The sequence below is a fragment of the Methylomagnum ishizawai genome, from assembly GCF_900155475.1.
Classification (GTDB): Bacteria; Pseudomonadota; Gammaproteobacteria; order Methylococcales; family Methylococcaceae; genus Methylomagnum; species Methylomagnum ishizawai_A.
This window is the reverse complement of record NZ_FXAM01000001.1, coordinates 833,958-857,639: the sequence shown is the minus strand read 5'-3', so window position 1 is coordinate 857,639 and position 23,682 is coordinate 833,958. Positions and strand designations below refer to the sequence as shown.

Here is a 23,682-nt window from a genome sequence, read left to right as displayed (position 1 = left end):
CATGAACCAAGACCCCATCGCCATCGCCCAACACACCCTGCTCGAACCCGCCGGTCTCGCCGATGGCGACCTCGACCGGGTGATGGGCCAACTGCTCGGCGCGAACGTGGACGCCGCCGATGTCTACCTGCAAAGCACCCGCTACGAGTCCTGGGCGCTGGAAGACGGCATCGTCAAGGAAGGCAGCCACAGCATCGAACAAGGAGCCGGGGTCCGCGCCGTGTCGGGCGAAAAAACCGGCTTCGCCTACAGCGACGAGATCGCCCTCCCCACCCTGCTCGAAGCCGCCAAGAACGCCCGCGCCATCGCCCGGCTAGGTGGCGAAGGCCGCAGCGCCATCGCCCCGGTGGAACGCCCGCCCGCGCTTTATCTCCCCATCGACCCACTGCAATCCCTGCCGGAAGAAGAAAAAATCGCCCTGCTGAAACGGCTGGACCAGGAATGCCGCCAACTCGATCCCAGGGTGGAACAGGTCTTCGTGAGCCTCACCGGCTGCCACGACGTGGTGATGGTGATCGGCCAGGACGGCACGATGCACGGCGATGTGCGGCCCTTGGTGCGGCTCAATGTCAGCGTGATCGTGGAGCAGGACGGACGCCGCGAACAAGGCAGCTGCGGTGGCGGCGGACGCACCGATTACCGCACCTTCCTGGAAGGCGATACCGCTTCCGGCTATGCCCGCGAAGCCGTGCGGCTCGCCCTGGTCAACCTCGAAGCCGAGGAAGCCCCGGCGGGCACCCTGACCGTGGTGCTGGGTTCCGGCTGGCCGGGCATCCTGCTGCACGAAGCCATCGGCCACGGCCTGGAAGGCGATTTCAACCGCAAAGGCACCTCGGCCTTCTCGGGCCGGGTGGGCGAGCGGGTGGCCTCGCCGCTCTGCACCGTGGTGGACGACGGCACCCTGCCGGGACGGCGCGGTTCCCTGACCATCGACGACGAAGGCACGCCGACCCACTGCACCACCCTAATCGAGAACGGCATCCTCAAGGGTTATATGCAGGACCGGCTCAACGCCCGGCTGATGGGCGTGGCCCCGACCGGCAATGGCCGCCGCGAGTCCTATGCCCATCTGCCCATGCCGCGCATGACCAATACCTATATGCTGCCCGGCCCGCACGACCCCGAGGAAATCCTGCGTTCGGTCAAGCACGGCCTGTACGCCAAGAATTTCGGCGGCGGGCAGGTGGATATCACCTCCGGCAAGTTCGTGTTCTCGGCCAGCGAGGCGTATTTGATCGAGGACGGCAAGATCACCCGCCCGGTGAAGGGCGCGACCCTGATCGGCAACGGCCCCGATGTGCTGACCCGCGTCAGCATGGTGGGCAACGACCTGGAACTCGATTTCGGCGTCGGCACCTGCGGCAAGGATGGGCAAAGCGTGCCGGTGGGCGTGGGCCAGCCAACCTTACGGGTGGATGGGTTGACGGTGGGCGGGACCAGGGTTTGAGCATCCAAAACGTATAACCCAGGAATAACCCCCCCCGCTTTTTGACCCCGCCCAGCAAGCACGCACGAAGATCAATTTCACCAGGAGTCCCCGTGTCCAACCTACCCGCCCCCACCCAAGCCCAACTCGCCCACCTCGAATCACTGGTCGCCGACTGCCTGGAAGAAGCCGCCAAGCAAGGCGCGACCGGCACCGAAGCCGGGGTCAGCGTCGAACTGGGCCTTTCCGTCACCGCCCGCATGGGCGAGGTGGAAACCGTCGAACACCACCGCAGCCGCGGCCTGGGGCTCACGGTCTACATCGGCCAGCGCAAAGGCTCGGCCAGCACCACCGATCTCAGCCGCGAAGCCATGCGCGAGACGGTCGAAGCCGCCGTCCGCATCGCCCGCTACGCCGCCGAGGACACATACTCGGGGCTTCCCGATCAGGACATGCTGGCCATCGAATTCCCCGATCTCGATGTCTACCACCCCTGGGAACCCGACGCCGAAACCGCCATCGGCATCGCCGTCGCCTGCGAGGACGCCGCCCGCGGCTACCATCCCGAGATCGCCAATTCCGAGGGCGCGAGCCTCAACACCTTCCAAGGGGTCCGGGTCATGGGCAACAGCCTCGGGTTCCTGCACGGCTACGCTTCCAGCCGCCACAGCCTGAGTTGTTCGGTCATCGGCGAGCGCGGCGACGAGATGCAGCGCGACGACTGGTGGACCGTGGCCCGCGACGCCCGCGACCTCGAAGCCCCCGAGGCCGTGGGCCGCAAGGCGGCGGAACGCGCCATCCGCAAACTCGGCTCGCGCACGCTGACCACCCGGCAATGCCCCGTGATCTACGCGGCGGATATCGCCTCCACCCTGCTCGGGCATTTCATCGGGGCCATCCGCGGCGGCAACCTGTACCGCAAGTCTTCGTTCCTGCTGGACCATCTGGGCAAGCGGGTCTTCCCGGAGTTCGTATGCATCCGCGAGGAGCCGCATCTCATCAAGGCTTTGGGCAGCATGCCCTACGACGCCGAGGGCGTCCGCACCGTGCCGCACGACCTGGTGCGAGAAGGCATCCTGGAATCTTACGTCCTCAGCACCTACTCGGCCCGCAAGCTCGGCATGAAAACCACCGGCAACGCGGGCGGGGTGCATAACCTCGTCATACAGCCGGGCGAACTGGACCTCGCGGCGCTCTTGGCGCGGATGGGCACAGGACTGCTCGTCACCGACCTGATGGGCCAGGGCGTGAACCTGGTGACGGGGGATTATTCGCGCGGGGCGGCGGGATTCTGGGTCGAGGACGGCGTCATCCAATACCCGGTCGAGGAAATCACCATCGCCGGGAATCTGCGCGATATGTACCTCGGGATACAAGCGGTGGGGAGCGATGTGGATTTGCGCGGCAATACCCGGACCGGCTCGATCTTGATCGATAAGATGACGGTGGCCGGCGGCCAGGACGGCTCCGCCGAATAACGCCCCTGCCGGTCCACCCTCGGCGGTTTCATCGTCTTGTGATGCGCCGCCGTTATATTTCGGGTGGAACCAAAACAATTCTGTATGGTTTTTGGGGGATTCCCACTTTGAATGCCGAAATCTACGATCCGATTCCCGCCACCTTGTTTCAACAATTGGTGCCCTTCTCGCCCACATCCACCGCGGGCGGCTGGGACGGGTTGTTCCGGGCCATTCCGTTCTTGCAAGCGCAATATCCGGGGACGGTATTCCGCCGCCAGCCCTACCACCATGTCGATCTGGCGCAACAACGGGTAGGACTGCTGTTCGTGGAGGAACTATCGGAGCGGCTGTATTTCGTGTTCGATCTGGAATCCGCCGATCCACCCCCGCTTTCCGAATACCCCGCCTGAACCGCGCCCCATGGAACCCACCCGGCCTCCGGCGGATAGCGTCGCCATCCTGGGCTGCGGCCCGGCGGGATTATCCTGTGCCCTATGGCTCAAGCATTTGGGATTCCGGCCCGTATTGATCGATCCCGGCGCGGCACCCGGCGGACAATTGCTGCGCCTCGACCGGGTGAACCGCTGGGTGCTGGGCTTGCCGGGGCAGACCGGACCGGAACTGGCCGCGCTCTATGCCGGGCATGTCCGGGACGAGGGCATCGAACCCTGGCTGGGTCGGCGCGTGGTGGCGGTCGCGGCGGCGGACGGCGGGTTCCGGCTGGACCTGGACGGCGCGGCGGGAAAGGAAAACCTGACGGCCCGCGCCCTGGTCGTCGCCACCGGCCTCAGGCCCAGAAGCCGCGAAGTGCTGGACCCCATCCCCGGCGGCGGCACGGCGCACGCAAGCGGCCAGGTGTCCTATTTCCCACTGGACCATCTGGACCCGGCCTTGGCGCAGCCCGGCCTGCGGGTGGCGGTGCTGGGCGGCGGCGACAACGCCTATTGCACCGCCCTGGACTTGGCCGGACAGGCCGTCCAGGTCCATTTGCTGCTGCGCGGCCAACCCAAGGCGCAAGCCCGCTTCCAGGCCGAAGTCCGGGCGCTGGCGGAACGGGGCGGATTGGCCGAATATCCCGGTGCCACCCTCGACGCCTTCCAGACCACCGCCGACGGCATCGCCATCGATTTCTACCGGGAAGGCCGACAGCACCACATCGAAGTGGACCGCATATTCGTGCGGGCGGGGCTGGTCCCCAACACCGATTTCCCCGCCGCGCTCGGTCCCTTGGCCCGGCTGGACCTGGACGCCGAAGGCTATGTGCGGGTGGATGCGCAACGCCGCGCCTCCCAACCCGGCGTCTACGCCATCGGCGATGTCGCCAATCCGGCCCTGCCCGCCGTGGTCGCCGCCATCGCCAACGGCGCGATGGCGGCGCGGACCCTCGCGCTGGACCTCACGGCCCCTAGCCCCCCGATTTCCCCATGAGCAAACCCATCCCGCCCACCGCCGAACCGCTGGTCTGGGTCTTGGACAGCACCTATACCGGCGAACTCGGCGCCCGCGTCGGCGTGGCCGAACGCCTAGGCTACGGCTACGACACCATCCCGCTCCCCGGCACCGACGCGGCGGCATACGCCCGGATGCTCAGGGCGCGCTACCAACTCGCCTGCGGGGCGGGGGGCGGACGGTCCCTGGTGCTGTTGAGCGGCACCGGCGAAGATACCCTCGGCCCCGTCGCCGACCTCCGGCACGACTTCGATGGCCGTCTGTTGAACGTCTTCCTGGCTTCGATCCTACCGGACCCGCCCGATCCGCGCCTCCACGAATACGACCTGATCGCCTCGCCCCAAATCCAGGGCGACAAGGTCGTGACCACCCTGGGCGTCGCCCATAAGCTCAACCCGGCGCGGCTGGCAGCGGCGCGGCGGGCGCACGCCGACAGGTTCGCGGGACTGGAACGGCCCCTGGTGGGCCTGCTGGTGGGCGGGAACACCCGTTATTGCGCGGGCTTCGACGTGGCGCACGCCCAGGCGTTGGGCCGCAAGACACGGCGGGTGGTGGAATCCCTGGGCGGAAGCCTGGTGGCGACCAACAGCCGCCGCACCCCGGCGGACGCCTGGGCGGCGCTGTTGGCGGAATTCGACAGCCTGGATTGCCGTTGCTTCGACTGGCGGCAAGACCCCGGACTCTATCCGGCCCTGCTGGCGGAAGGCGATGTGTTCATCGCCACCGGGGATTCGGTCTCGATGTGTTCCGAGGCCAGCCATACCGGCAAACCCTTGTTGGTGGACCTGGCTGAGAGCGCCACCGAAAGCTTCCATCGCGCCATCGTCGGCAAGTTGCTCGAATATGGCGCGGCCCGGCATCTGGACGGCGGTTTCGAGCCTTGGACCTATACGCCGCCCGACCCGGCGGGGGCGGTGGCGGCGGCGATCCGGGAATTGCTGGACCGGAAGGAGGCTCCCCGTGTCTTTCAGGCGGAGAAGGCCCGGTAGACCGCCAAGGTCTCCGCCACGATCCGCTCCACCGCGAACTCCGCTTCGGCGATTTCCCGCCCGCGCCGTCCCATCCGCCGCCGCGAGCCGGGATCGGCGATGAGTGCCCGCAAGGCTTCCGCCAAGGCCGCCGCGTTCCGGGCCGGGACCAACCGCCCGTTATCGCCCGCCGCCACCACTTCCCGGCAGCCCGGCACATCGGTGGCGACGATGGCCCGCCCGGCGGCGGCGGCCTCGATCAAAGCCTTGGGCAAGCCCTCGCGGTAGGACGGCAGGCAGACGATATGGGCCTCGGCCAACACCTGCGGCATGTCCCCGCGCCGCCCCCAGCATTCCACCGCGCCTTCCTCGGCCCAGGCTTCGAGTTGTTCCTGTGGCACGCTGGCGGGATTCTCGGGGTCGGGGTCGCCGACCAGGGCGAATCGGGCCGCCACGCCCGCCGCCTTCAAGCGCCGCGCCGCTTCCACGAATTCGCCCACGCCCTTGGTCCACAACATCCGGGCCGGCAACACCACCAAGGGCACGCCCGCCGCTTCCGGCCTGGGGCTGAACACGGCCAAATCCACCCCGGCCCCGCGTATCCGGTGCAAGCGCCCGGCCTCCAAACCCAAGGCCAGCATTTGGGCATAGTCGTCCGGGTTCTCGACGATCACCCGCCCCGCCGCCAACAACCGCCCCAACGTCCAGCGCACGATAGGCCGCAACAGCCGGGCCTGGGCGCTGTCGGCGGTGAACAGCCAGCCCAGTCCGGCCATGTAGTTGACGATGGCGCGGGTACCGGCGAGACGGGCGGCGAGCGTGCCATAAACCATCGGCTTCATGGCGACATGGTGGACCAGATCGGGCCGCAAGCGGCGGTACAACCGGATCAACCGGAACAGCAGTTTGAGTTCGGCCAGCGGATTCATGCCACGCCGCGACAGGTCGAGCGGCACCAGCTTGGCCCCGGTGGCTTCGATAGGGGCGGCATGTTCGCGCACGCGGGTAACGACATGCACCTCGTAGCCCGCCCGCTGCGCGGCGGCGATCTGCGGCAGCCAGTGCGAGCAGACGAACCAATCTTCCGTGCAGAAGAACAACAGCCGCCGGTTCAAGGGTTGGCCTCCCGCCAGGCCTGGAACATCAGCACATCCCACAGGTAATAAGACCAATCACGCCGCCCCGCGAGATGCTGAGTCCATTTCTCGTGGACCAAGGCGGGATTGAAATAGCCTTCCTGTTTCAGGCGCTTACGGTCGAGCAGCGCCCCGGCCCAGTCCTTGAGCGGGCCGCGTAGCCATTGGTCGATGGGCACGCCGAAGCCCATCTTGGGCCGGTCCATCAACTCCTTGGGGACGTAGCGGTACAAGACCTGCCGCAGCGGCCATTTGCCCACCCCATCGCGCAGCTTCATCGACGCTGGCAAGCTCCAGGCGAATTCCACCACCCGGTGATCGAGCAAGGGCACCCGCGTCTCCAGGCTCACGCCCATGGCGGCGCGGTCCACCTTCACCAAAATATCGTCGGGCAGGTAGCTCACGGTATCGAGGAACATCATGCGATGCTCGAATTCACGCAAACGCGGCCATTGCGCCGGATCGTCCAGCACCGTCCCCGGCTCTGTCGCGCCACGCACCACGCGGGCCGGTTCCTTCCATTGCGAAACCAGTTCCCGGTAAACCTCCTCCGGCTGCCGCGCCCGCAACAACAAAGCCAGCTTGCGGAGCTTGTCGCCGGGCGTCGCGGCCCGCAGCCCGCCCGGCAGCGCGAATCCCACGCCCCGGAACAAAGCATCCCAGAAATGCGGCGGCACCACGGTTGCCAGGGCGGCGACCGCGCCCCGCAGCGGCGGCGGCACATAGCCGATCCGCCGCCAAACACTCGCCGCCGAGGGATAGCGGGTATAGCCACAGAACACCTCGTCGCCGCCATCGCCCGACAGGCTCACCGTGACCTGTCCACGGGCCAGTTGCGACACCAGGAAAGTGGGAATCTGCGAAGAATCGGCGAACGGCTCGTCGTACAGGGTCGGCAGATTGGGAATCACCGCCATGGCTTGTTCGGGGGTGACATAGAGTTCGGTATGGTCGGTGCCCAGATGCGCGGCCACGGCCTTGGCGTGTTCGGCCTCGTTGTAGCCGGTTTCGTGGAAACCGATGCTGAAGGTCCGCACCGGCCGGGATGATTGCGCCTGCATCAGGGCCACCACGGTCGAGGAATCGAACCCTCCCGACAAGAACGCGCCCAACGGCACATCGGCCAGCATCTGCCCGGCCACCGCTTGCCGCAGCAGGCCATCCAAGGTTTCGACCGCCTCGGCTTCGGTCCCGGCGAAAGGCTGCATCTGGCCGCGCAAAGCCACATCGTGGGCGCTCCAATACGACACCGGCACGCCGTCTTGGCGGCGGGCGCTCAGGGCGATGAAGGTGCCGGGCGGGAGTTTTCGGATGCCCTGGTAAATGGTGTAGGGGGCCGGGATATAGCCGTAGCGCAGCAGCAAGCTCAGGGCGGAACGGTCGATTTCGGCCTTGAAAGCGGGATGCGGCTTGAACGCCTTGAGCTCCGAGCCGAACAGCAACATCCCGTCCTGCCAGCCGTAATACAGCGGCTTTTCGCCCAGCCGGTCGCGGGCCAGGTACAACACCCGGTCATGCCGGTCCCACAACGCGAAGGCGAACATGCCCACGCATCGCTTCAGCGCCTCGCCCACGCCCCAGGTTTCCACCGCCGCCAACAGGGTTTCGGTGTCGGAATGGCCGCGCCAGCCCGTCCCGGCCTGGGTGGCGAACGCCTCGGCAGGCGTATCGAACAAGGGATGGTCCGGCACCGCCCCGCCGCGATCCAGCTCCCGGCGCAAGTCCAGGTGGTTGTAGATTTCCCCGTTGAACGCCACCACGTAGCGCCCACCCCGCGACAGCATGGGCTGGTGCCCCGCGACCGACAAATCGAGGATGGACAAGCGCCGATGGCCCAGCGCCAAACCGGAAAAAGCGTCGGTCCACACCCCGCCATCGTCGGGACCGCGATGGACCAGGGTAGCGGCCATGCGGCCCGCGATGACGGCCAAATCCTCGGCAGAGGTGTTTTCGGAACGGTCCAGGAAGCCGGCGAATCCGCACATGGGAGGTTGCTCTCGTGAGATGGTTGAGGGATGGCGGCGGGAACCCGCGATCCAGCCGCGTAATCGCGTATTCAGCGGGGCCGGGCCAGGGCTTGATACAGGGCTTGGTATTCGCCGACCACGCCGTCCAGCGAAAAATGCTCCAGCACCCGCCGCCGCGCCGCCAAGCCCAGCGCCAGCCGTTGTTGCGGCTTCAGCGCGACCAGAGCGGCCAGCGCGGCGGCCAAGGCTTCGGCGTCCCTGGGCGGCACCACCCGGCCCGTATCGCCCACCAACCCCCCGGCATCGCCCACGTCGGTCACGACACAGGGCACCCCGGACGCCATGGCCTCGCCCACCACCATGGGGAAGGCTTCGCCATGCGAGGAACTCATGCACAGGATATCCAGCCCGGCCATCCAGCGCGGAATATCGCGGCGCTCGCCCAAGAGGATCACCTTGCCTTGCAAGCCGAGCCGGTCGATCTGGCCGCGGAGTTCGGGATTGGCCGCATCCACCCCGGTACCGGCCAACAGGAAGCGGGCTTGGGGCTGGCTGCCGATCAAGCGGGCGGCGGCGCGGAGCAAATTGCCATGATCCTTCATCGGATGATAGCGGGCGAACAGGCCGACCAGGACCGCATCCGCCGCCAACCCCAGTTCGGCGCGTACCGCTTCGCGGGTATCCGGGTCGGGCTGGAAGCGCTCGCCGTCGAAGCCGTTCGGGATCACCCGCGCCCTCGTGTTATCGAAACCGAAAGCCGCGTGCTGTCCGGCCCCCAGGCGACTGACATAGACCGTCGCCGCCGGACTCCGGGACAGCCGGGCACCGAGCCGGACCACCTGCCGGGTTAAAAAACGCTCTTGGCCGAGGTCGTACAGCGAATGATGGATGCCCCAGACCACCGGGATATCGCCGCCCGCCAGGGCCGCGCCCAGCGTCGCCGCCAGATTGCCGTGATACATCCAGCCTTGGATCACCTCCGGGCGCAGCGCCTTGAGTTGCTTGCGCAGCCGCCACAGCGCGGTGGGCGTGGGTAGGCCGCGCTGCATGCCCAATACCCGCACCTGCGTCCCGGTCCGCTCGATCCGCCCGCCCAGATCGCCCCGGTCCAGCAGCGAAATCACCGAAACATCGAAGCGCGAGCGGTCCATCCGCCCGACGAGGTTATAAAGCATCATCTCGGCCCCGCCGGTGCCCAGTCCGCTGATGATATGGCAAACGCGGGTCAAGACAGCGCCTCCAACTCGGCCAGGGTATCGGCCACCATGGCCTCGACACTGAGCCGGTCCACGATACGCTGCCGCGCCGCCCGCGCCAGTTCCGGGCCTTGCTCCGCCCGCCGCAGCAGCAGCGCCGCCAGGGCTTCGGCCAGGGCTTCCGGCGCCTCGGGCAGTACCACGATGCCGGTATCGCCCACCACCCAGGCCGAATCGCCCACCGCCGTCGCCACGCAAGGCAGGCCGCAGGCCATCGCCTCGCCCAGCATATTCGACAAGCCCTCGCCATAGGACGAGGCGGACACGGCAATATCCAGGGCGTTGTAGACCTCCGGCATATCGACGCGGGTACCGGCCCAGACCAGTTTGCCATCGAGGCCCAGCCCGGCCGCCAGGGCGTGGAGGCCGAGGCGGTAATCCGCCGCGCCATCGCCGACGCAGACGAACCGCGCTTCGGGATGGCCTGCGGCCAACCGCGCCGCCGCCCGCAGGAACACCGGATGGCCCTTCATGGGATCGAGCCGCCCGACCAAGCCGATCAAGGTTTGCCCCGCGTCCACGCCCCATTCGGCGCGGAGCGGCAGGCCCAAGGCCCGGTCGGGATGGAAACGGGCGGTGTCGATGCCGTTCGGCACCACCTTGAGGCGATCCGCCGGGAAACCCGCGCCGATGGCATGGTCCCGGCCCGCCTGGGAATTGGCGATGCTGCGGGCCACGAAGCGCGAGGCCCACGCCTCCGCCCGTATGGCCCAACGCGACACCCCGTCGTAGCGGCTCAAATCCAGGTTCGAAGCGCAAACGGCCCAAGCCAACCCGGTCCCCGGCACGAAAGGCTTGAGCGCCAAGGCCAGGAGGTTCGAGGACGGCAGCCAGGAATACACCACATCGGGCCGCTCCCGCCGCAGGACGCGGACCAAGCGCCACAGGAAACCGAACACATCCCAGCGCCCGCTTTTGCCGACCACGATCAAGGGCACGTCCGCCGCGCGCAAGTCGTCCTCCAAGGCACCGCCGCCGTAATACACCACGACCTTGGCGTCATGGCCGCGCCCGCGCAGCCCCCTGGCCAGCAAAGCCGCCCGCCGCTCGGCCCCGCCGACGGTCAAGGCGCGGATGAACAGGATGATTTTCACGGGGCCGACCCGTCGGTGTTCACACCCCGCCATTTCTCCCGGTAATAATGGAGTAGCCGCCGCCAACGCGGCACTTCCCGCCCGCCCGGATAACTATGGCGCACGGCCAGTATCCCATCGACCACGGCAGGATCGTAGTCCGCGCCCAGGAAGGCGAACATTTCCCGGAACCTGGGGGTTTTCTCCACCATGTCCCGATAATCCACATGGAAGCAATTGGCCTTCCCGGCGCGATAAGCGGCGCATTTTTGTTCGAAGCGCAGCAAGGACCGCTTGGTTTTCCAAGGATTGGCGAATACCCACCAACCCGATTGCAATACCTCGTCCAGGTCGCGGGTCAGGAAAACGAAAGCCACCTCCGGGAAAACCAGGCCCAGGAAATCCAAATATCCCTCCAACCCGTCCACGACCTGGAAATAGCGGATTTCCTTGAAGCCATAGGCGCGGACCGAGGCGTCCCCGGCGCGGTCGGCCAGCAATAGCCGCCGGATCAGATCGGTGGTTTCCCTGAGAAACAAGCTATCATCCAGCAAATCCGCCCCATACCAGGAATTCGAGGGTTTTTCGCCTTTTTTCGCCTTGGCCGCGACTAGCTTGGTGTGGGCGGAATATAGATCGAAAATGAAATTATAATTCTCGCCCCGGACCAAGCATCCGGGAATGCCATTCAAAACCCCCTGCAATAGGGTAGATCCGCTCCGCCCATAAGTCACGACGAGTACACTTTTATATTTCATTCCCATACCCTCATAACCCCGTCCGGGGCAAATCGCCACACCCTTCGAGTACTGCCTCCCACAGCGCCATGACCCGGTCCATGCCGAACCGTTCGGCCACCTCGACCGCCCGCGCCGCGAACCGCTCCCGTTCCGCCCCGTCGGCCATCAAGCGTTCCATCGCCGCCGCCAGGGCGGCGGCGTCCTCGGCGGGCACCAACAGCCCATCGACACCATCGCGGACGATTTCGCGCGGGCCGGTCGGGCAATCCGCCGCGACCACCGCCACCCCCGCCGCCATGGCCTCGCACAGCGCCATCGGGAAGCCCTCGAAGCGTGAGGACAGCACGAACAAATCGGCCCGGCCCAGCACCGCCTCGGGCCGGGACACCCAGCCCGGTAAACCCACCCGCCCGCCGAGTCCCAAGCGGTCGCGCAAAGCTTCCAGCCCGGTCCGGGCCGGGCCTTCGCCCAGGATCAGCAAGGACCAGTCTGGATAGCGCGGACCCAAACGGGCGAACGCCTCGATCAAAAGATCGAAGCCCTTCGATTCCACCAAACGCCCCAAGGCAACGACCCAACGGCCCGCGGGCAGGGCGATATCGACCCGGCCCCCGGCCGCGGATGGGACCACGGGATTGGGGACGACCCGCAATTTCGGGCGCAGCGAAACCGGGAAAAAATCCAGCGTGCGGGGCGTCAGTACCACCACCCGGTGGGCCAGGGGATAGACCCAGCGCCGCAGCCGGTGCCATATCGGCTTCAGCCAGTAGCGCTCTGGATTGGTATGTTCGGACACCACCACCGGCAGGCCCAGGCCCAGGGTCGCCAGCAAGCACAGGACGTTGGTGGTGTCGAGGAAGCTGATGACGGCCTCGGGCCGCTCGGCGCGGATCGCCGCCCGCAGCCCCAGGAGCCGTCGCGCGTTGTTCCACACGGCCTGGACCGGGTTGGCGGAATCCCGCAGCAAGCCCAAGGGCCGGTGCCGGACTTCTTTGCGCAAGGGGAAGAACGGTGGCCGCGTCCCGTCGTCCAGGGTCAGGAGGCGGATATCCCAACCCCGCCCAGCCCAGTGGTTCGCCATCAGCGACATCACCCGCTCCGCTCCGCCCGCGCCCAGCGCCGGAATCAACAGGACCAGCCTCATAGCCCTTCCCCCAGGCCCGGCCCGGTGATGGGCCGGTGCGCCGCGCAACGGGCCAACAGTTTCCAGCCCCAGGTCCACAGCGCCCTCCGGCCTATCGGCGTCGAGAGGAACAAACTCCACACCCGCAAGCCTTCGTCCGCCAAACTGCCGCAAGCCCCATACCAATGCGGGCCGAGCTTGCGGTAGGCGAAGGCCCTGGGAATCCCCAGCCGGTCCGCGACCCGGTCGGCCAACGCCACCAAACCCGAACCGGCCTGGGCCAGACGCCGGAAATCGCCCCGGAATTCGAATTTGACCAAGCTGTTGAACAGGGCCAGCGCGTCCTCGTCCAAGGCCAGCCCCAGCCGCTCGAACTGCCGCCGCCGGACCCGGTCGGCGGTCGCGCCCTGTTCGCGCCGGAAGCGGTTGCTGGTATTGCCGGGATGGTAACGGTAGCGCACCATCACCTCGGGCAGGTTGGCGAGGCGGGTATGGGCCGAACAGCGCACCCAGAATTCATAATCCTCGGCATAGCGGTAATCCGGGTCGTAGCGCAGGCCATGCCGTTCCAAAACCTCCCGCCGCATGAGGATGGTGTTATGGCCGAAGGCGTTATCCATCACCAGGGAAAACCGGATATGGGCATCCTCCACCGGCACCCGCATGATCTGGGAGCAATTCCCATAGAACTTCTCGAACCACGTCCCGCAGATACCGATATCGGGGTGCGCGTCCAAAAAGGCCAGTTGCTTTTCCAAACGCCAGGGCAGGCAAATATCGTCGCAATCCATGCGGGCGATGAACTCGCCCTCGCATAACTCCAAACCCTTGTTCAAGGTTGCGATCAAACCCAGGTTGGCTTCATTCCTGACCAAGCGGATGCGCCGGTCCCGGTATTCCTGGCAGACCGCGAAGCTGGAATCCGTGGAGCCATCGTCGATAATCAAAAACTCGAAATCGGTATAAGTCTGTCCGATAACGCTTTCGATGGCCGGTCGCAGGAATTCCCCGCCATTATAGACCGGCATCAAAACTGTAACCCTAGGCATATCTTCCACCCACAACTTCAGCCAGATGCCCCTCCAATCCGATTTATCCAGCCTCAATCCGGGAGATCATAGCCATAGGAAAAGTTGATGAAATCTTTTTCATATCTCTGATAAACCAAATCCTGCAATTCTCGGGTATAAAATTCGGCACAGCCGGTCGCCGCTCCCGACCGGTTCAAATGGCGGTATCGCGGTATCCGGTCCGGCTCCACGCCGATCCACTCGAACACCGCCGCGAAATCCTCCGAATACCTCTCGAACCTGCCGACAAAGGCAATATCCAGTACCTCGTACAAGGTATTGGAAGTCTGGGGGCGCCAATGGGGGTCCATCCGGTAATCGCTCTGCGGCACGATGGCCCTGATAAATTGCTCGAAAGTGATCGACATCGCCAAATCTTTTTCTGAACGCCCCATGGCCCGCAATAACCTGGGTTTTTGCATCTGGTATGCTTGGTAATTCAAAATCTTATCGCGATAGCAAGACAATAACCTATGATAAGGATTCCTCACGAAGGTGAAAAAGCGAAATCCATGATCCACCAAATACGATAACGGGTTTGGTGCCCCGAAATAGGTTATTCTTTTCAAAGGCGAAATTTCTGTATTATGAATCAACTCCATATCATACTTATCCATATCGGTATCGAGAGTGCGTGCCTCCAAGTCCGCCAAGGCCGACTTCAAGCTCGAAGCCCCGGTTTTCGGATTCCCCAAATATACATACCGATAACACGGGGATACATTGGTGCTGAACAACAAGTCTTGCGGGGGCTTATATTTCAAAGCCGCCTTCACCAACGGGCAATGCCATCGATAGCGCTCCCATACCAGAAAATCCCGGACAGAACGGGCCAAGGTCCGCATCGGATTTTCCGAACGCACCCGATAACTGTTCTTCATCGCAACCCCCTCAGCTATCCGCAGATTCAGTCCGTTTGAAACCATCGAGTTTGGCGCTCATCGCGCAATAAGACCCCCAACGATCCTTGGCCCGCGCCACGATAGGAAGCAACAAGGGATCGTCGATATCATCGGCTAATAATTCAAAAGCGATCACCTGCTCCTTGGAGAAAATCAAATCCTCCCCGGACCGCAGCACCACCGAAATAGAATAATTACCCGGAATCAGGCGGTGATCGGGTATCTCCAAGGCGATGCCATGGGTACCGGAAGGCAAGAATGGCAGCATTCCCCGGGCGGTGATAATGCGGGCACCGATACTATTGAAAATGCCGAAAGTCATCATGAGTTCCTTCACCTTGCGTCCCACCGATAAATCCAGGCGGAAACGCAAAGGCCGGTTGAAACCAATCGCCATATCGCTTTGGTCGAAAATCAGGCTATCGATTTTGAACCAAGGCAAATGGGTATCGAGATCGGTGGCTTTGCCGGCTTCCTCGTTGACCCGGATATATTGCATGACCCCGGCTTCGCTATCGCCATCGAACAGGACGCGCCCGCCCCCCAGCAAAATAGTGCGGTCGGTGAATTGCAGTATGGAACTCATATTGTGGCTGACAAACATGACGGTCCGGCCCTGCCGCCCAACCTCTTCAAGTTTACCCAGGCATTTTTTCTGGAATCTGGCATCCCCCACCGCCAAGACCTCGTCCACCACCAGAATTTCCGGTTCCAAATGGGCGGCCACCGCAAATCCCAAACGCACATACATCCCCGACGAATAATGCTTGACCGGGGTATCGAGGAATTTCTCCACCTCGGCGAAGGCGACGATCTCGTCGAATTTGCGGACGATCTCGGCCTTGGTCATTCCCAGAATCGAACCATTGAAAAAGATATTCTCCCGGCCCGTCAATTCCGGGTGGAACCCCGTACCCACCTCCAATAGGCTGGCCACGCGGCCACGGATACGGATACGGCCACGGGTCGGCTCGATGATCCTGGACAATACTTTCAACAAGGTGGATTTCCCGGCCCCATTGCGCCCAATCACACCCACTTTCTCGCCTTCGCGGATATCCAGGGTAATATCGTCGAGCGCCCAGAATTCCTCTATGGAATCCTTGCCGCTCCCCCGGCCCACGAGTTTTTTGCCCAGGGCTTTCACCCCGTCGGTCAAAGCATCGCGGAATGTGGAATAGGATTTGCGCCCGGCTTGATGGTGCAGGGCGAATTTCTTGCCCAGACCTTCGATGGCAACGGCGACCGTCATAATAACTCCGCTATGGAACGTTCCAACCTACGGAAGTAAGCGGTACCGCTAACTAGCAAAAATAGGGCGAGTGCCAGGGAAACCCCCAAGCTATACCTCAGATCGGGCGGCTCCATCCCCAGCACCGACCAGCGGAAACCATCGATGACCCCCACCATGGGATTCAAGGCGAAAACCCAGCGCCAAGTTTCCGGCACCACCGTGCTATTGAAACCCACCGGAGAAATATATAAGCCCAGTTGCACCGCGAACGGAATGATATAACGGAAATCCTTGTATTTGACGCTGAGGGCGGAAATCCACAGCCCCGCCCCCAGGGCGACCAAGACCACCAGCAGCGCGAACGCGGGCAAGGCACAGAGCCGCAGATCGGGAACGATGCCATACCACACCATCAGCCCGGCCAAAACCACCAAGGCCACCACGAAATCGGCGAAGCTCACGATGACCGCGCTGGCCGGCACGATCAACCTGGGGAAATACACCTTGGCGATGATCGATTCCTTGTTGGTCAGGCTATTACCCGCGTCGGTGAAAGCCGTAGCGAAAAACTGCCAAGGCAACATGGCGGTATAAATCAAAAGGGGATAGGGTACCCCCCCGGATGGCAATTTGGCGATGCGGCTGAAAACCAGGGTAAATATCAACATGGTCAGCACGGGCCGGATCACCGCCCAGGCGAAACCGATACTCATCCGCTTGTAGCGCAGCAAAATATCGCGCCACGCCATGAAGTAAAACAATTCCCGATACCGCCACAGGTCCAGCCAATAATTGCTCATGGCCCGGCCTGGGGTAATGACGATTTCCCGAGTTGCGCTCATAATCAGGTATGTAAAGCACCCGCCCGCACAACGGGCGGGTAGACGACAAAGGTATGGGCGATACCTGCCAATAATAGCCAATAGCAGCGCCAATAAGGCCAATTCTCGACGATCATCCCATAGGCGGCGAACCCCCAGATGGCGAGTATCGAGCATCCACCCAGGACGAATAGCCCGAGGGGTTCGGGCAAGCGGTCGCGATATTCGGGCCGCAACAATGGCTTGGCGAATATCGCCGCCCAGGTCAGGAACAAACCCAGGCCCACGAGACCGCCCTGCATCAGTATTTCCAGATAGGTATTGTGCAACTGGCCCATCATCCGCCCGTTGTCGGTCTCGTTGACGAGTTCCTTGCGGTCGGCCAGTTTGATCAAATACGCGGTGGAACCCGGTCCCCAACCGAACCAAGGACTTTCCCACCATTTTTCCAGGCCGAACCGTTGCACATAATATCGGTATTTGAAGGAAGACAGCGGCAGGTCGGCGGTATCGCCGCTCAGGATTTTCGCCACCACCACACGGTCGGCGGCGACGCGCTCCCCGATCCTATCCGTGTTGAGGGCGATGCCCGCGCCGACCAGGACCAGGGCCAACACCAGGACGTAGGGCCGTTTGGCTCCATCTTCCCGACCCCATGAGTCGCGGACGCGGTAGACGACGCCGGCTGCCACGGCCAGCGCCAGGGCGATCCAGGAAATCCGGGACTGGCTCGCCACCAAGGTGTAGACCGCCAGATAAAGCCCTCCCCCGAAAAACAGCAGCCGCGGCCACAGCCTAGGCGTGCCCCACACGGCCCGCAGCGCCGGTCCCGCATACAGGAGCAACCCCAGCAAGGCCGTGGCCCACACCAACCCGGCGCAGCCCGCCCGCATCTGGAAGCCGGTCTGCTGGCCGACCCGGAAGGCCCAGAGGTCGGCCCCACGCAGGTGCAAGGCCGTCCCGAACACCAAACCGGCGAACGCCGCCAGCAACACCCAACCGACCCGCTCGGGTCGGCCCCGCAAACCCCAAGCCAGCACCGGGAACCCCAGGCACAGGCTCCATTGGCCGAGGAACCGGAGTTGGACCGCCCAGGTTTCCGGGAAGCGGATGGTGGCCCAGGCGGCTTCCACCGCCAGATAGGCGCACAACACCAAGGACCAGCGCAGAAGGGGGTCGCGGCGGAAGGATTGGCGGGCCTCGGGGGAAAACAGCGCGGCCAGGAAGATCAGTCCCAGACCGGACGCGCTGGCCAAAGGGGCGCAAAACGCCAGCAGGGCGAAGACCATCAAGCCCAATTGGGCGAACACATCGGCGGGATGCGCGGCGGCGTCCGACCCCTGGCTGGAACGGCCCGCCCTCAAAGCCGGGATTCCTTGCCCAGCCCCAGGGCGGCGGAACGGCCATGGCCTGGAGGACCGGAGCCGGTTCCACCGTCCATCCCCGTCAGCAACGCCATTCCCGCCATAAGCCACCCTGTCGATGATCGATCACGCCCGTCCGCCGACCTCGGCGCTACGGCAAAGCGGCCCATTTAACTCGACCGGCTACGCAAACGCAAGCCGCGTAAGAGGTCCAGGGCGACCGGGAAATCGAAGCCGTCGATGCGGCGCTCCAAGGGCATGACCGGCACCTCGCCCTGGACGAGGATCAAGAGCGGCCGCAATTCCCGCCACACGTTCATGGCCCGGATATCGTCCTGGTCCAGCAGGAATTCCAACTCTTCCAGCAAGCCTTCGAGGCGCTCCGGGTCGGGCGGTTGCGAGACCGGCCGGGCGATCCTAAGCATTTGGACCTCGGCGCAGGTCGCGGCCAGGTTCTCGGCCAGTCCGTCCAATTCTCCCGCGAGGCCGCCGACATCCCGGCCCTCGCGGATATGGGCTTCCAAGTCTTGGGCCGAGCGCCACACACGCTCCGCGCCCAGGGTGGCGGCGGCGCTCTTAAGCGAATGGGCCATGCGCTCCGCCGTTTCCTGGTCGCCCCCGGCCAGCGCGGCCCGGAGCGCGTCGGCGTCGCCACCGTGCAACCTGGCGAAACCGCCCAACACTTGGTGGTAATGGTCAAGCCGGCCGCCGAAGCGCCGCAACCCGTCTTCCTGGTCGATCAAGCACGGAGTCCCGGACCGGGCGGCGCGTTGGCGTTCCATGGCCGCGCACGCCGTCGGCAACTGGGCCGGATCGGCGGGTATCCAACAGGCCAAGGTGGCGTAGAGGTTGTCGGGATCGACCGGCTTGGCGACATGGCCGTTCATCCCGGCGTCCAGGCAGAGTTGGCGGTCCTCCTCGAAGGCGTTGGCGGTCATGGCGAGGATGGGCACGCTCCGGCCCGCGTCCAGCGCCCGGATGCGGCGGGTGGCTTCCAAGCCGTCCATGACCGGCATCCGCATATCCATCAGGATCAGGTCGTAGCCGCCGGTCCGCGCTTGTTCCACGGCTTCGGCCCCGTTCCCGGCCACCTCCACCCACAGCCCGGCCTCGTCCAGCAAGGCCAGGGTGACTTCCTGGTTGATCGGGTTGTCCTCGGCCAGCAAGACCCGCGCCCCGGCCCGCAGCCGGGGCCGCTCGCCCCTCGCGGCCGCCATCGGCAGGGCCAGCCCGCGTTTCAAACGCGCGGTGAACCAGAACAGGCTGCCCTGCCCAGGAGCGCTGACCACGCCGACCTCGCCCCCCATCATCCGCACCAGGTGCCGGCTGATGGCCAGCCCCAGGCCGGTGCCGCCATAGAGCCGGGTGGTGGAGTTCTCGGCCTGCTCGAACGCCCCGAACACCCGCGCCTGCTGTTCCTCGGAGATGCCGATGCCGGTGTCCTGGACCTCGAAGATCAACAGGGCCGAATCCGCGTCCTCCTCGATCACCCCGGCCCGGAGGGTGATGCCGCCCTGCTCGGTGAACTTGACGGCGTTGCTCAGGTAGTTCAGCAGGATTTGGCCCAGGCGCAGTGGATCGCCCAGCAAGGGCAGGTCCAACAAGCACGGGTCGATCTCCTTGACCAGCAGCAGGTGTTTCTGCCCGGCGCGTTCGGCCACCATGGCGTAGGCGTGTTCGGTGATGGAGAACACGTTGATGGGGATGGCCTCCAATATCAGATGCTCGGCCTCGATCTTGGAGAGGTCGAGGATATCGTTGATGATCCCCAGGAGATGCTTGGCCGAGCTATCGATCTTGCCGAGCTTGTCCAGGTGGGTGGGGTCGGACAACTCGCGCTGCAACAGATAGGTGAAACCCAGGATGGCGTTCATGGGCGTGCGGATTTCGTGGCTCATGTTGGCGAGGAACATGCTTTTGGCCCGGCTGGCGGCCTCGGCCTCCTGGCTGGCCTTGGCCAGTTCGGCGGTACGCGCCGCGACCCGCGCCTCCAGGTCGGCGTTCAGCGCCAGGATTTCGCGCTCGGCGCGCTTGCGCCCGGTGATATCGCGCAGGAAGGCCAGCAGGGTCTGGGAATCGGCCTCCGGCATCACGCTCATTTCCACATCGACGATTTGGCCCGACTTGGTGCGGTGCCGGGTCTCGAACACCTCCCACCCCCCCGTGTGGGCGCAGGCACCCCGGCCCGCCTCGGCGTACTCAATATCCAAATCGACCACCCGCATCGCCAGCAACTCCTCCCGCGCATAGCCGCTCATCCTGATGGCGGCTTCGTTCACGTCCAGCAGCAGCCCGGTGCCCGCGTCAACCACCCAGAAACCGTCGTTGGTGGTGGCCAGCATCCGGGCGTAACGATCCGCCGCCCGCGCCAAACCGGCCTCGGCCCGCCGCCGCCGCTCCTCCCGGTCCAAGGTTTCCAGGGCGAAGGAAATATTGGCCGCCGCCCGTTCCAACAGGGCCGCCACCCCGCCATCGAACACCCCCGGCTGGCGGGCGTACAGGGTCAAGGCCCCGCCGACCCGCCCGTTCCAATGGATGGGCAGGCTGGCCGAGGCCACCCAACCGGCCCGCGCCGCCGCCGCCCGCCAGGGCCGGGTACTCTCGTCCTGGAAAAACTCCTGGCAAATCTGGATGCGGTCCTCCCGGATCGCGATGCCGGTCGGACCCCGGCTTTCCGGGCAGGCGTCCCCGACCCGGATCGCGACGCTGTCCAGATAGCCGGTGTCGTCGCCCACCGCGGCCACCGGCACCACGATCCGGGTCGGGAGGTCGAGCCAGCCCACCCAGGCCATGGCGATTTGGCCGGTATCCACCAGGATGCGGCAGACCTCCCCGAAAATCTCGTCCCGCGTCCGGCTGAGCAGCAGCGCCTGGTTGAGTTGGCCCAGCGCCGCGTACAGGCGGTTGAGCGACTCGACCTCGACCTCGCGCTTACGGCGGGCCTCCACCTCCTCGCGCAATTGCCGCTCGGTGCGCTTGCGCTCGGTGATATCGGTGATCGCCCCCAACAAGCGCAGGGGCCGTCCCTCGGCGTCGCGCAGGGCCTCGCCCCGCGACAACACCCAACGGTATTCGCCATCCTTGTGCCGGAGGCGGAATTCGGCCTTGTAGGGTTCGCCCGCCTCCAGATGGCGGTGGACGGCTTCCTGGACGCCGACCCGGTCGTCCGGGTGCAGTCGCTCGAAAAAGCTGGCCTCGGCGTCCGGCAGTTCGTCCGGGGCGAACCCCAGGATGGCCTTCCAACGCGGGGAAATATAGGCCGTGTGGGTTTCGAGGTTCCAATCCCAAATCCCATCGTTGATGCCACGGACCACCAGGGCATAGCGCTCCTCGCTGGCGCGGCGGGCCGCCTCGGCCTCGTACAGGGCTTGGTATTCGGCCCGTTTTTGCCGCGACCACAGCCCCCAGAGCGAGACGGCCAGCAAGCCCGCGCCCAGCACCGACATCCCCAGGCTGGCAGCGACGCGCTGGCGCCCTTCCGCCAAGGCCTCGGCGGTGTCGATCTGGGTGATCAGGAACCAGGACGACTCCGGCACCGGCGACAACAGGGCCGCCACCTCCCGGCCCCGGTAATTCCGCGTGTAGACCACGCCGACCTGTCCCCGTACCGCCCGCACCGAAGGTAGCCAGTTCTGCTGGGAGGGCATATGGAAATCCAATTCGGCCTCGGCGCGGTGCCGGAGCGGGCTCAGCACCAAAGCCCCGCCCCGGTCGCGCCGGACCAGGAAACTCTCCAGGGTGGCGCTGGCGATAGGCGCGGACAACAGCAAGGGATAGAGCGATTGACGGGCATCGATGATCAGTTCGAGCGCCCCGACCGGCCGGTCCTGGTCGAACAGCGGCGCGATGAGCCCCAAATGCGGGAAGCCATGGTTGGGATCGTAGTGCAGTTCGGTGAGGATGGGGCGGTGTTCGCGCAGGGCCAGTTCGACAAAGCTGCGGTCCCTGTCCCCCCCGGTGTCGGTGACGCCGGTGAGGCTCGGGCCGACCCGCCCATCCGGGGCCACGAACAACACATCCCGGTAGCCATGGCGCCGCCCGAGGCTCTGGAACTTGGCGAGGACTTGCCGCCCCAGTTCCGGCTTGGGCGCGGCACGCCAACGGGTCAGGGCCGCGATCAAGAACGGATCGTCCATCAGCGTGCCCGCGTTGCCGAGTTGCTGGGCCCGCCAAGCGCTCAGCGCTTCCACCTTCAAGGTTCCGAGCGTGTTGAGTTCGGTCTCGACCTTTTGCCGCAACTGCCCGACCTGGTCATGGTAGAACGCCACCCCGGCCACGCCGCCCAAGCCCAACACCACGAGCAAGACCAAAAACCCCGCCAGCAACGGCCCGTGGCTGTCGGCGGGAAACCGGCCCTTGGATGGCCGCGCCGTGTGCATAGTCCCCTCGCTAGGCAAAATAGGCATTGAAAACCAGGAAAATGGCGTAGATGGTCGGCGTGTCCGGCCCGGCCCGTGGTGGATGGATCGCGGTAAAACCGCCGACACCACGGAGCATGCTTCCATCCGTTGGGACACCCCTCTCGTGCCCCAAATGGATGGTCAGGCCGGTGATTATCAAATTCTATCAAATATCCCAGGAATTTGGCCAAAAAAAACCGGGCCGGACGCAAGGCGCATCATGTCCTAGTGGTTTATCCCCCACCCCGGCTTACAATAAGGCTTCCATCCACTTCCGGTTTCCCCGACCATGCACCGCCCCCGCATCCTCCCCGCCCTGCTCCTGCTGCTCGGACTGGCCCGGCCCGCCCTGGCCGAAGCCCCGCCCGAGACCCTCCGCATCGGCGTGCTGGCCTTCGGCACCTTGAACTGGGAACTTGCCACGATCCAAAGCGAAGGACTGGACCAGGGCCGGGGCGTCCGGCTCGAACCCACCCCGCTCGCCAGCGCCGAGGCGGGCAGGATCGCCCTGCAAGGCGGTGGCGTGGATATGATCGTGGGGGATTGGATTTGGGTCGCCCAGCAGCGCGGGCAAGGGGCCGATTTCAGCTTCGCGCCCTACTCCACCAGCCATGGCGCCCTGATGGTCCCGGCCGGCTCGCCGATCCAGGGCATCGCCGACCTCAAGGGCAAGAAGCTCGGCATCGCCGGCGGCGGTCTGGATAAGAACTGGCTGCTGCTACGCGCCCTGGCCCGGCAACGCGACGGGCTGGACCTGGACCGGGTGGTCGAAAAAACCTTCGGTGCCCCGCCGCTGCTGAACCAGCAATTGGAACAAGGCCGGCTCGACGCCGTGCTGAACTATTGGAACCCGGCCGCCAAGCTGGAAGCCCAGGGCTACCGGCGGGTCCTGGACGGGCACAGCCTATTGAAAGGCTTGGGGGTGGAGGTGCCGGTGCCGGCCTTGGGCTATATCTTCCACGAACGCTGGGCCAAGGCCCATCCCGCCCCTTTGGACGCCTTCCTGAAAATGGCCACGGAGGCCCAGCGCCGCCTGTGCGAATCCGACGCCGCGTGGCATAAGATCGTCCCGCTGACCCAGGAAACCGACCCCAAGGTCCAGGACGCCCTGCGGCGGGATTATTGCGCGGGCCGGGTCGTGGGCTTCGGCCCCCAGGAAATCCAAGCCGCCGGGGAGATTTACCGGCGGCTGGGCGAGGTCGCGGGCGGCGCGTCCCCGGCGGTGGGCGGCACGCTACCGGCGGGCGTGTTCTGGACCCCGCCCGGCCCATAGCGGAACCCTACCGATAGCCG

18 protein-coding genes are annotated in these 23,682 nt (G+C 65.2%); 6 read left to right on the top strand and 12 right to left on the bottom strand.

From position 1 onward, the window contains the following. The first annotated feature begins 1 nt into the window (after position 1). The 5 genes from tldD to B9N93_RS03850 all read left to right on the top strand — a co-directional run bounded on the left by tldD (position 2) and on the right by B9N93_RS03850 (position 5,324). Complete coding sequence (gene tldD, locus B9N93_RS03870; RefSeq protein ID WP_085211055.1) at positions 2-1,447, top strand: metalloprotease TldD; 1,446 nt, start codon at positions 2-4, stop codon at positions 1,445-1,447. A gap of 92 nt (positions 1,448-1,539) precedes the next feature. After that, positions 1,540-2,904, top strand: coding sequence for a metalloprotease PmbA (gene pmbA, locus B9N93_RS03865; protein ID WP_085211053.1), 1,365 nt, complete (start codon positions 1,540-1,542; stop codon positions 2,902-2,904). Positions 2,905-3,011: 107 nt separating this feature from the next. After that, positions 3,012-3,296 carry a hypothetical protein gene (locus tag B9N93_RS03860; protein WP_085211051.1) on the top strand — a complete coding sequence of 95 codons (285 nt, stop codon included), beginning with the start codon at positions 3,012-3,014 and terminating at the stop codon, positions 3,294-3,296. Between the two features lie 10 nt (positions 3,297-3,306). Continuing rightward, positions 3,307-4,314, top strand: coding sequence for an NAD(P)/FAD-dependent oxidoreductase (locus B9N93_RS03855; RefSeq protein ID WP_085211049.1), 1,008 nt, complete (start codon positions 3,307-3,309; stop codon positions 4,312-4,314). After that, entirely contained in the window at positions 4,311-5,324 is a 1,014-nt protein-coding gene (locus tag B9N93_RS03850; RefSeq protein WP_085211047.1) for an ELM1/GtrOC1 family putative glycosyltransferase, read from the top strand. Before B9N93_RS03855 ends, B9N93_RS03850 begins: the two co-directional genes overlap by 4 nt. On the opposite strand, the gene B9N93_RS03845 is transcribed toward B9N93_RS03850, so the two are convergent. The 12 genes from B9N93_RS03845 to B9N93_RS03790 form a co-directional block, all read right to left on the bottom strand. Then, on the bottom strand, positions 5,303-6,418 hold the full coding sequence (locus tag B9N93_RS03845; protein ID WP_085211046.1) for a glycosyltransferase family 4 protein: 1,116 nt from the start codon (positions 6,416-6,418) through the stop codon (positions 5,303-5,305). The genes B9N93_RS03850 and B9N93_RS03845 overlap by 22 nt on opposite strands. Then, positions 6,415-8,424 carry an asparagine synthase (glutamine-hydrolyzing) gene (gene asnB / locus B9N93_RS03840; RefSeq protein WP_085211044.1) on the bottom strand — a complete coding sequence of 670 codons (2,010 nt, stop codon included), beginning with the start codon at positions 8,422-8,424 and terminating at the stop codon, positions 6,415-6,417. Before asnB ends, B9N93_RS03845 begins: the two co-directional genes overlap by 4 nt. Positions 8,425-8,495: 71 nt before the next feature. Then, positions 8,496-9,635 carry a glycosyltransferase gene (locus B9N93_RS03835; protein WP_125468830.1) on the bottom strand — a complete coding sequence of 380 codons (1,140 nt, stop codon included), beginning with the start codon at positions 9,633-9,635 and terminating at the stop codon, positions 8,496-8,498. Next, the gene (locus tag B9N93_RS03830; RefSeq protein WP_176225113.1) at positions 9,632-10,756 is read right to left on the bottom strand and encodes a glycosyltransferase; all 1,125 of its coding nucleotides are present in this window, start codon (positions 10,754-10,756) and stop codon (positions 9,632-9,634) included. Before B9N93_RS03830 ends, B9N93_RS03835 begins: the two co-directional genes overlap by 4 nt. Beyond that, complete coding sequence (locus B9N93_RS03825) at positions 10,753-11,493, bottom strand: sulfotransferase (protein ID WP_176225112.1); 741 nt, start codon at positions 11,491-11,493, stop codon at positions 10,753-10,755. Before B9N93_RS03825 ends, B9N93_RS03830 begins: the two co-directional genes overlap by 4 nt. 10 nt (positions 11,494-11,503) lie before the next feature. Further along, positions 11,504-12,619: a glycosyltransferase family 4 protein gene (locus B9N93_RS03820; RefSeq protein WP_085211041.1), complete on the bottom strand. Its 1,116-nt coding sequence runs from the start codon at positions 12,617-12,619 to the stop codon at positions 11,504-11,506. Next, positions 12,616-13,647, bottom strand: a complete 1,032-nt coding sequence (locus B9N93_RS03815) for a glycosyltransferase family 2 protein (RefSeq protein ID WP_125468829.1) — start codon at positions 13,645-13,647, stop codon at positions 12,616-12,618. Before B9N93_RS03815 ends, B9N93_RS03820 begins: the two co-directional genes overlap by 4 nt. Positions 13,648-13,700: 53 nt before the next feature. After that, complete coding sequence (locus B9N93_RS03810) at positions 13,701-14,513, bottom strand: sulfotransferase family protein (protein ID WP_176225110.1); 813 nt, start codon at positions 14,511-14,513, stop codon at positions 13,701-13,703. A gap of 46 nt (positions 14,514-14,559) precedes the next feature. Beyond that, positions 14,560-15,822: an ABC transporter ATP-binding protein gene (locus B9N93_RS03805; protein ID WP_085211036.1), complete on the bottom strand. Its 1,263-nt coding sequence runs from the start codon at positions 15,820-15,822 to the stop codon at positions 14,560-14,562. Then, the gene (locus tag B9N93_RS03800; RefSeq protein WP_217807266.1) at positions 15,819-16,604 is read right to left on the bottom strand and encodes an ABC transporter permease; all 786 of its coding nucleotides are present in this window, start codon (positions 16,602-16,604) and stop codon (positions 15,819-15,821) included. The genes B9N93_RS03805 and B9N93_RS03800 overlap by 4 nt, the downstream gene beginning before the upstream one ends. A gap of 44 nt (positions 16,605-16,648) precedes the next feature. Then, positions 16,649-17,989: an O-antigen ligase family protein gene (locus B9N93_RS03795; RefSeq protein ID WP_085211032.1), complete on the bottom strand. Its 1,341-nt coding sequence runs from the start codon at positions 17,987-17,989 to the stop codon at positions 16,649-16,651. A gap of 170 nt (positions 17,990-18,159) precedes the next feature. After that, positions 18,160-22,395: a PAS domain S-box protein gene (locus tag B9N93_RS03790; RefSeq protein ID WP_217807265.1), complete on the bottom strand. Its 4,236-nt coding sequence runs from the start codon at positions 22,393-22,395 to the stop codon at positions 18,160-18,162. 283 nt (positions 22,396-22,678) lie between these two features. On the opposite strand from B9N93_RS03790, the gene B9N93_RS03785 reads away from it, so the two are divergent. Continuing rightward, a complete protein-coding gene (locus B9N93_RS03785) occupies positions 22,679-23,662 on the top strand; it encodes an ABC transporter substrate-binding protein (RefSeq protein ID WP_085211028.1) in 984 nt (327 codons plus the stop codon). The last annotated feature ends 20 nt before the right edge of the window (positions 23,663-23,682 follow it).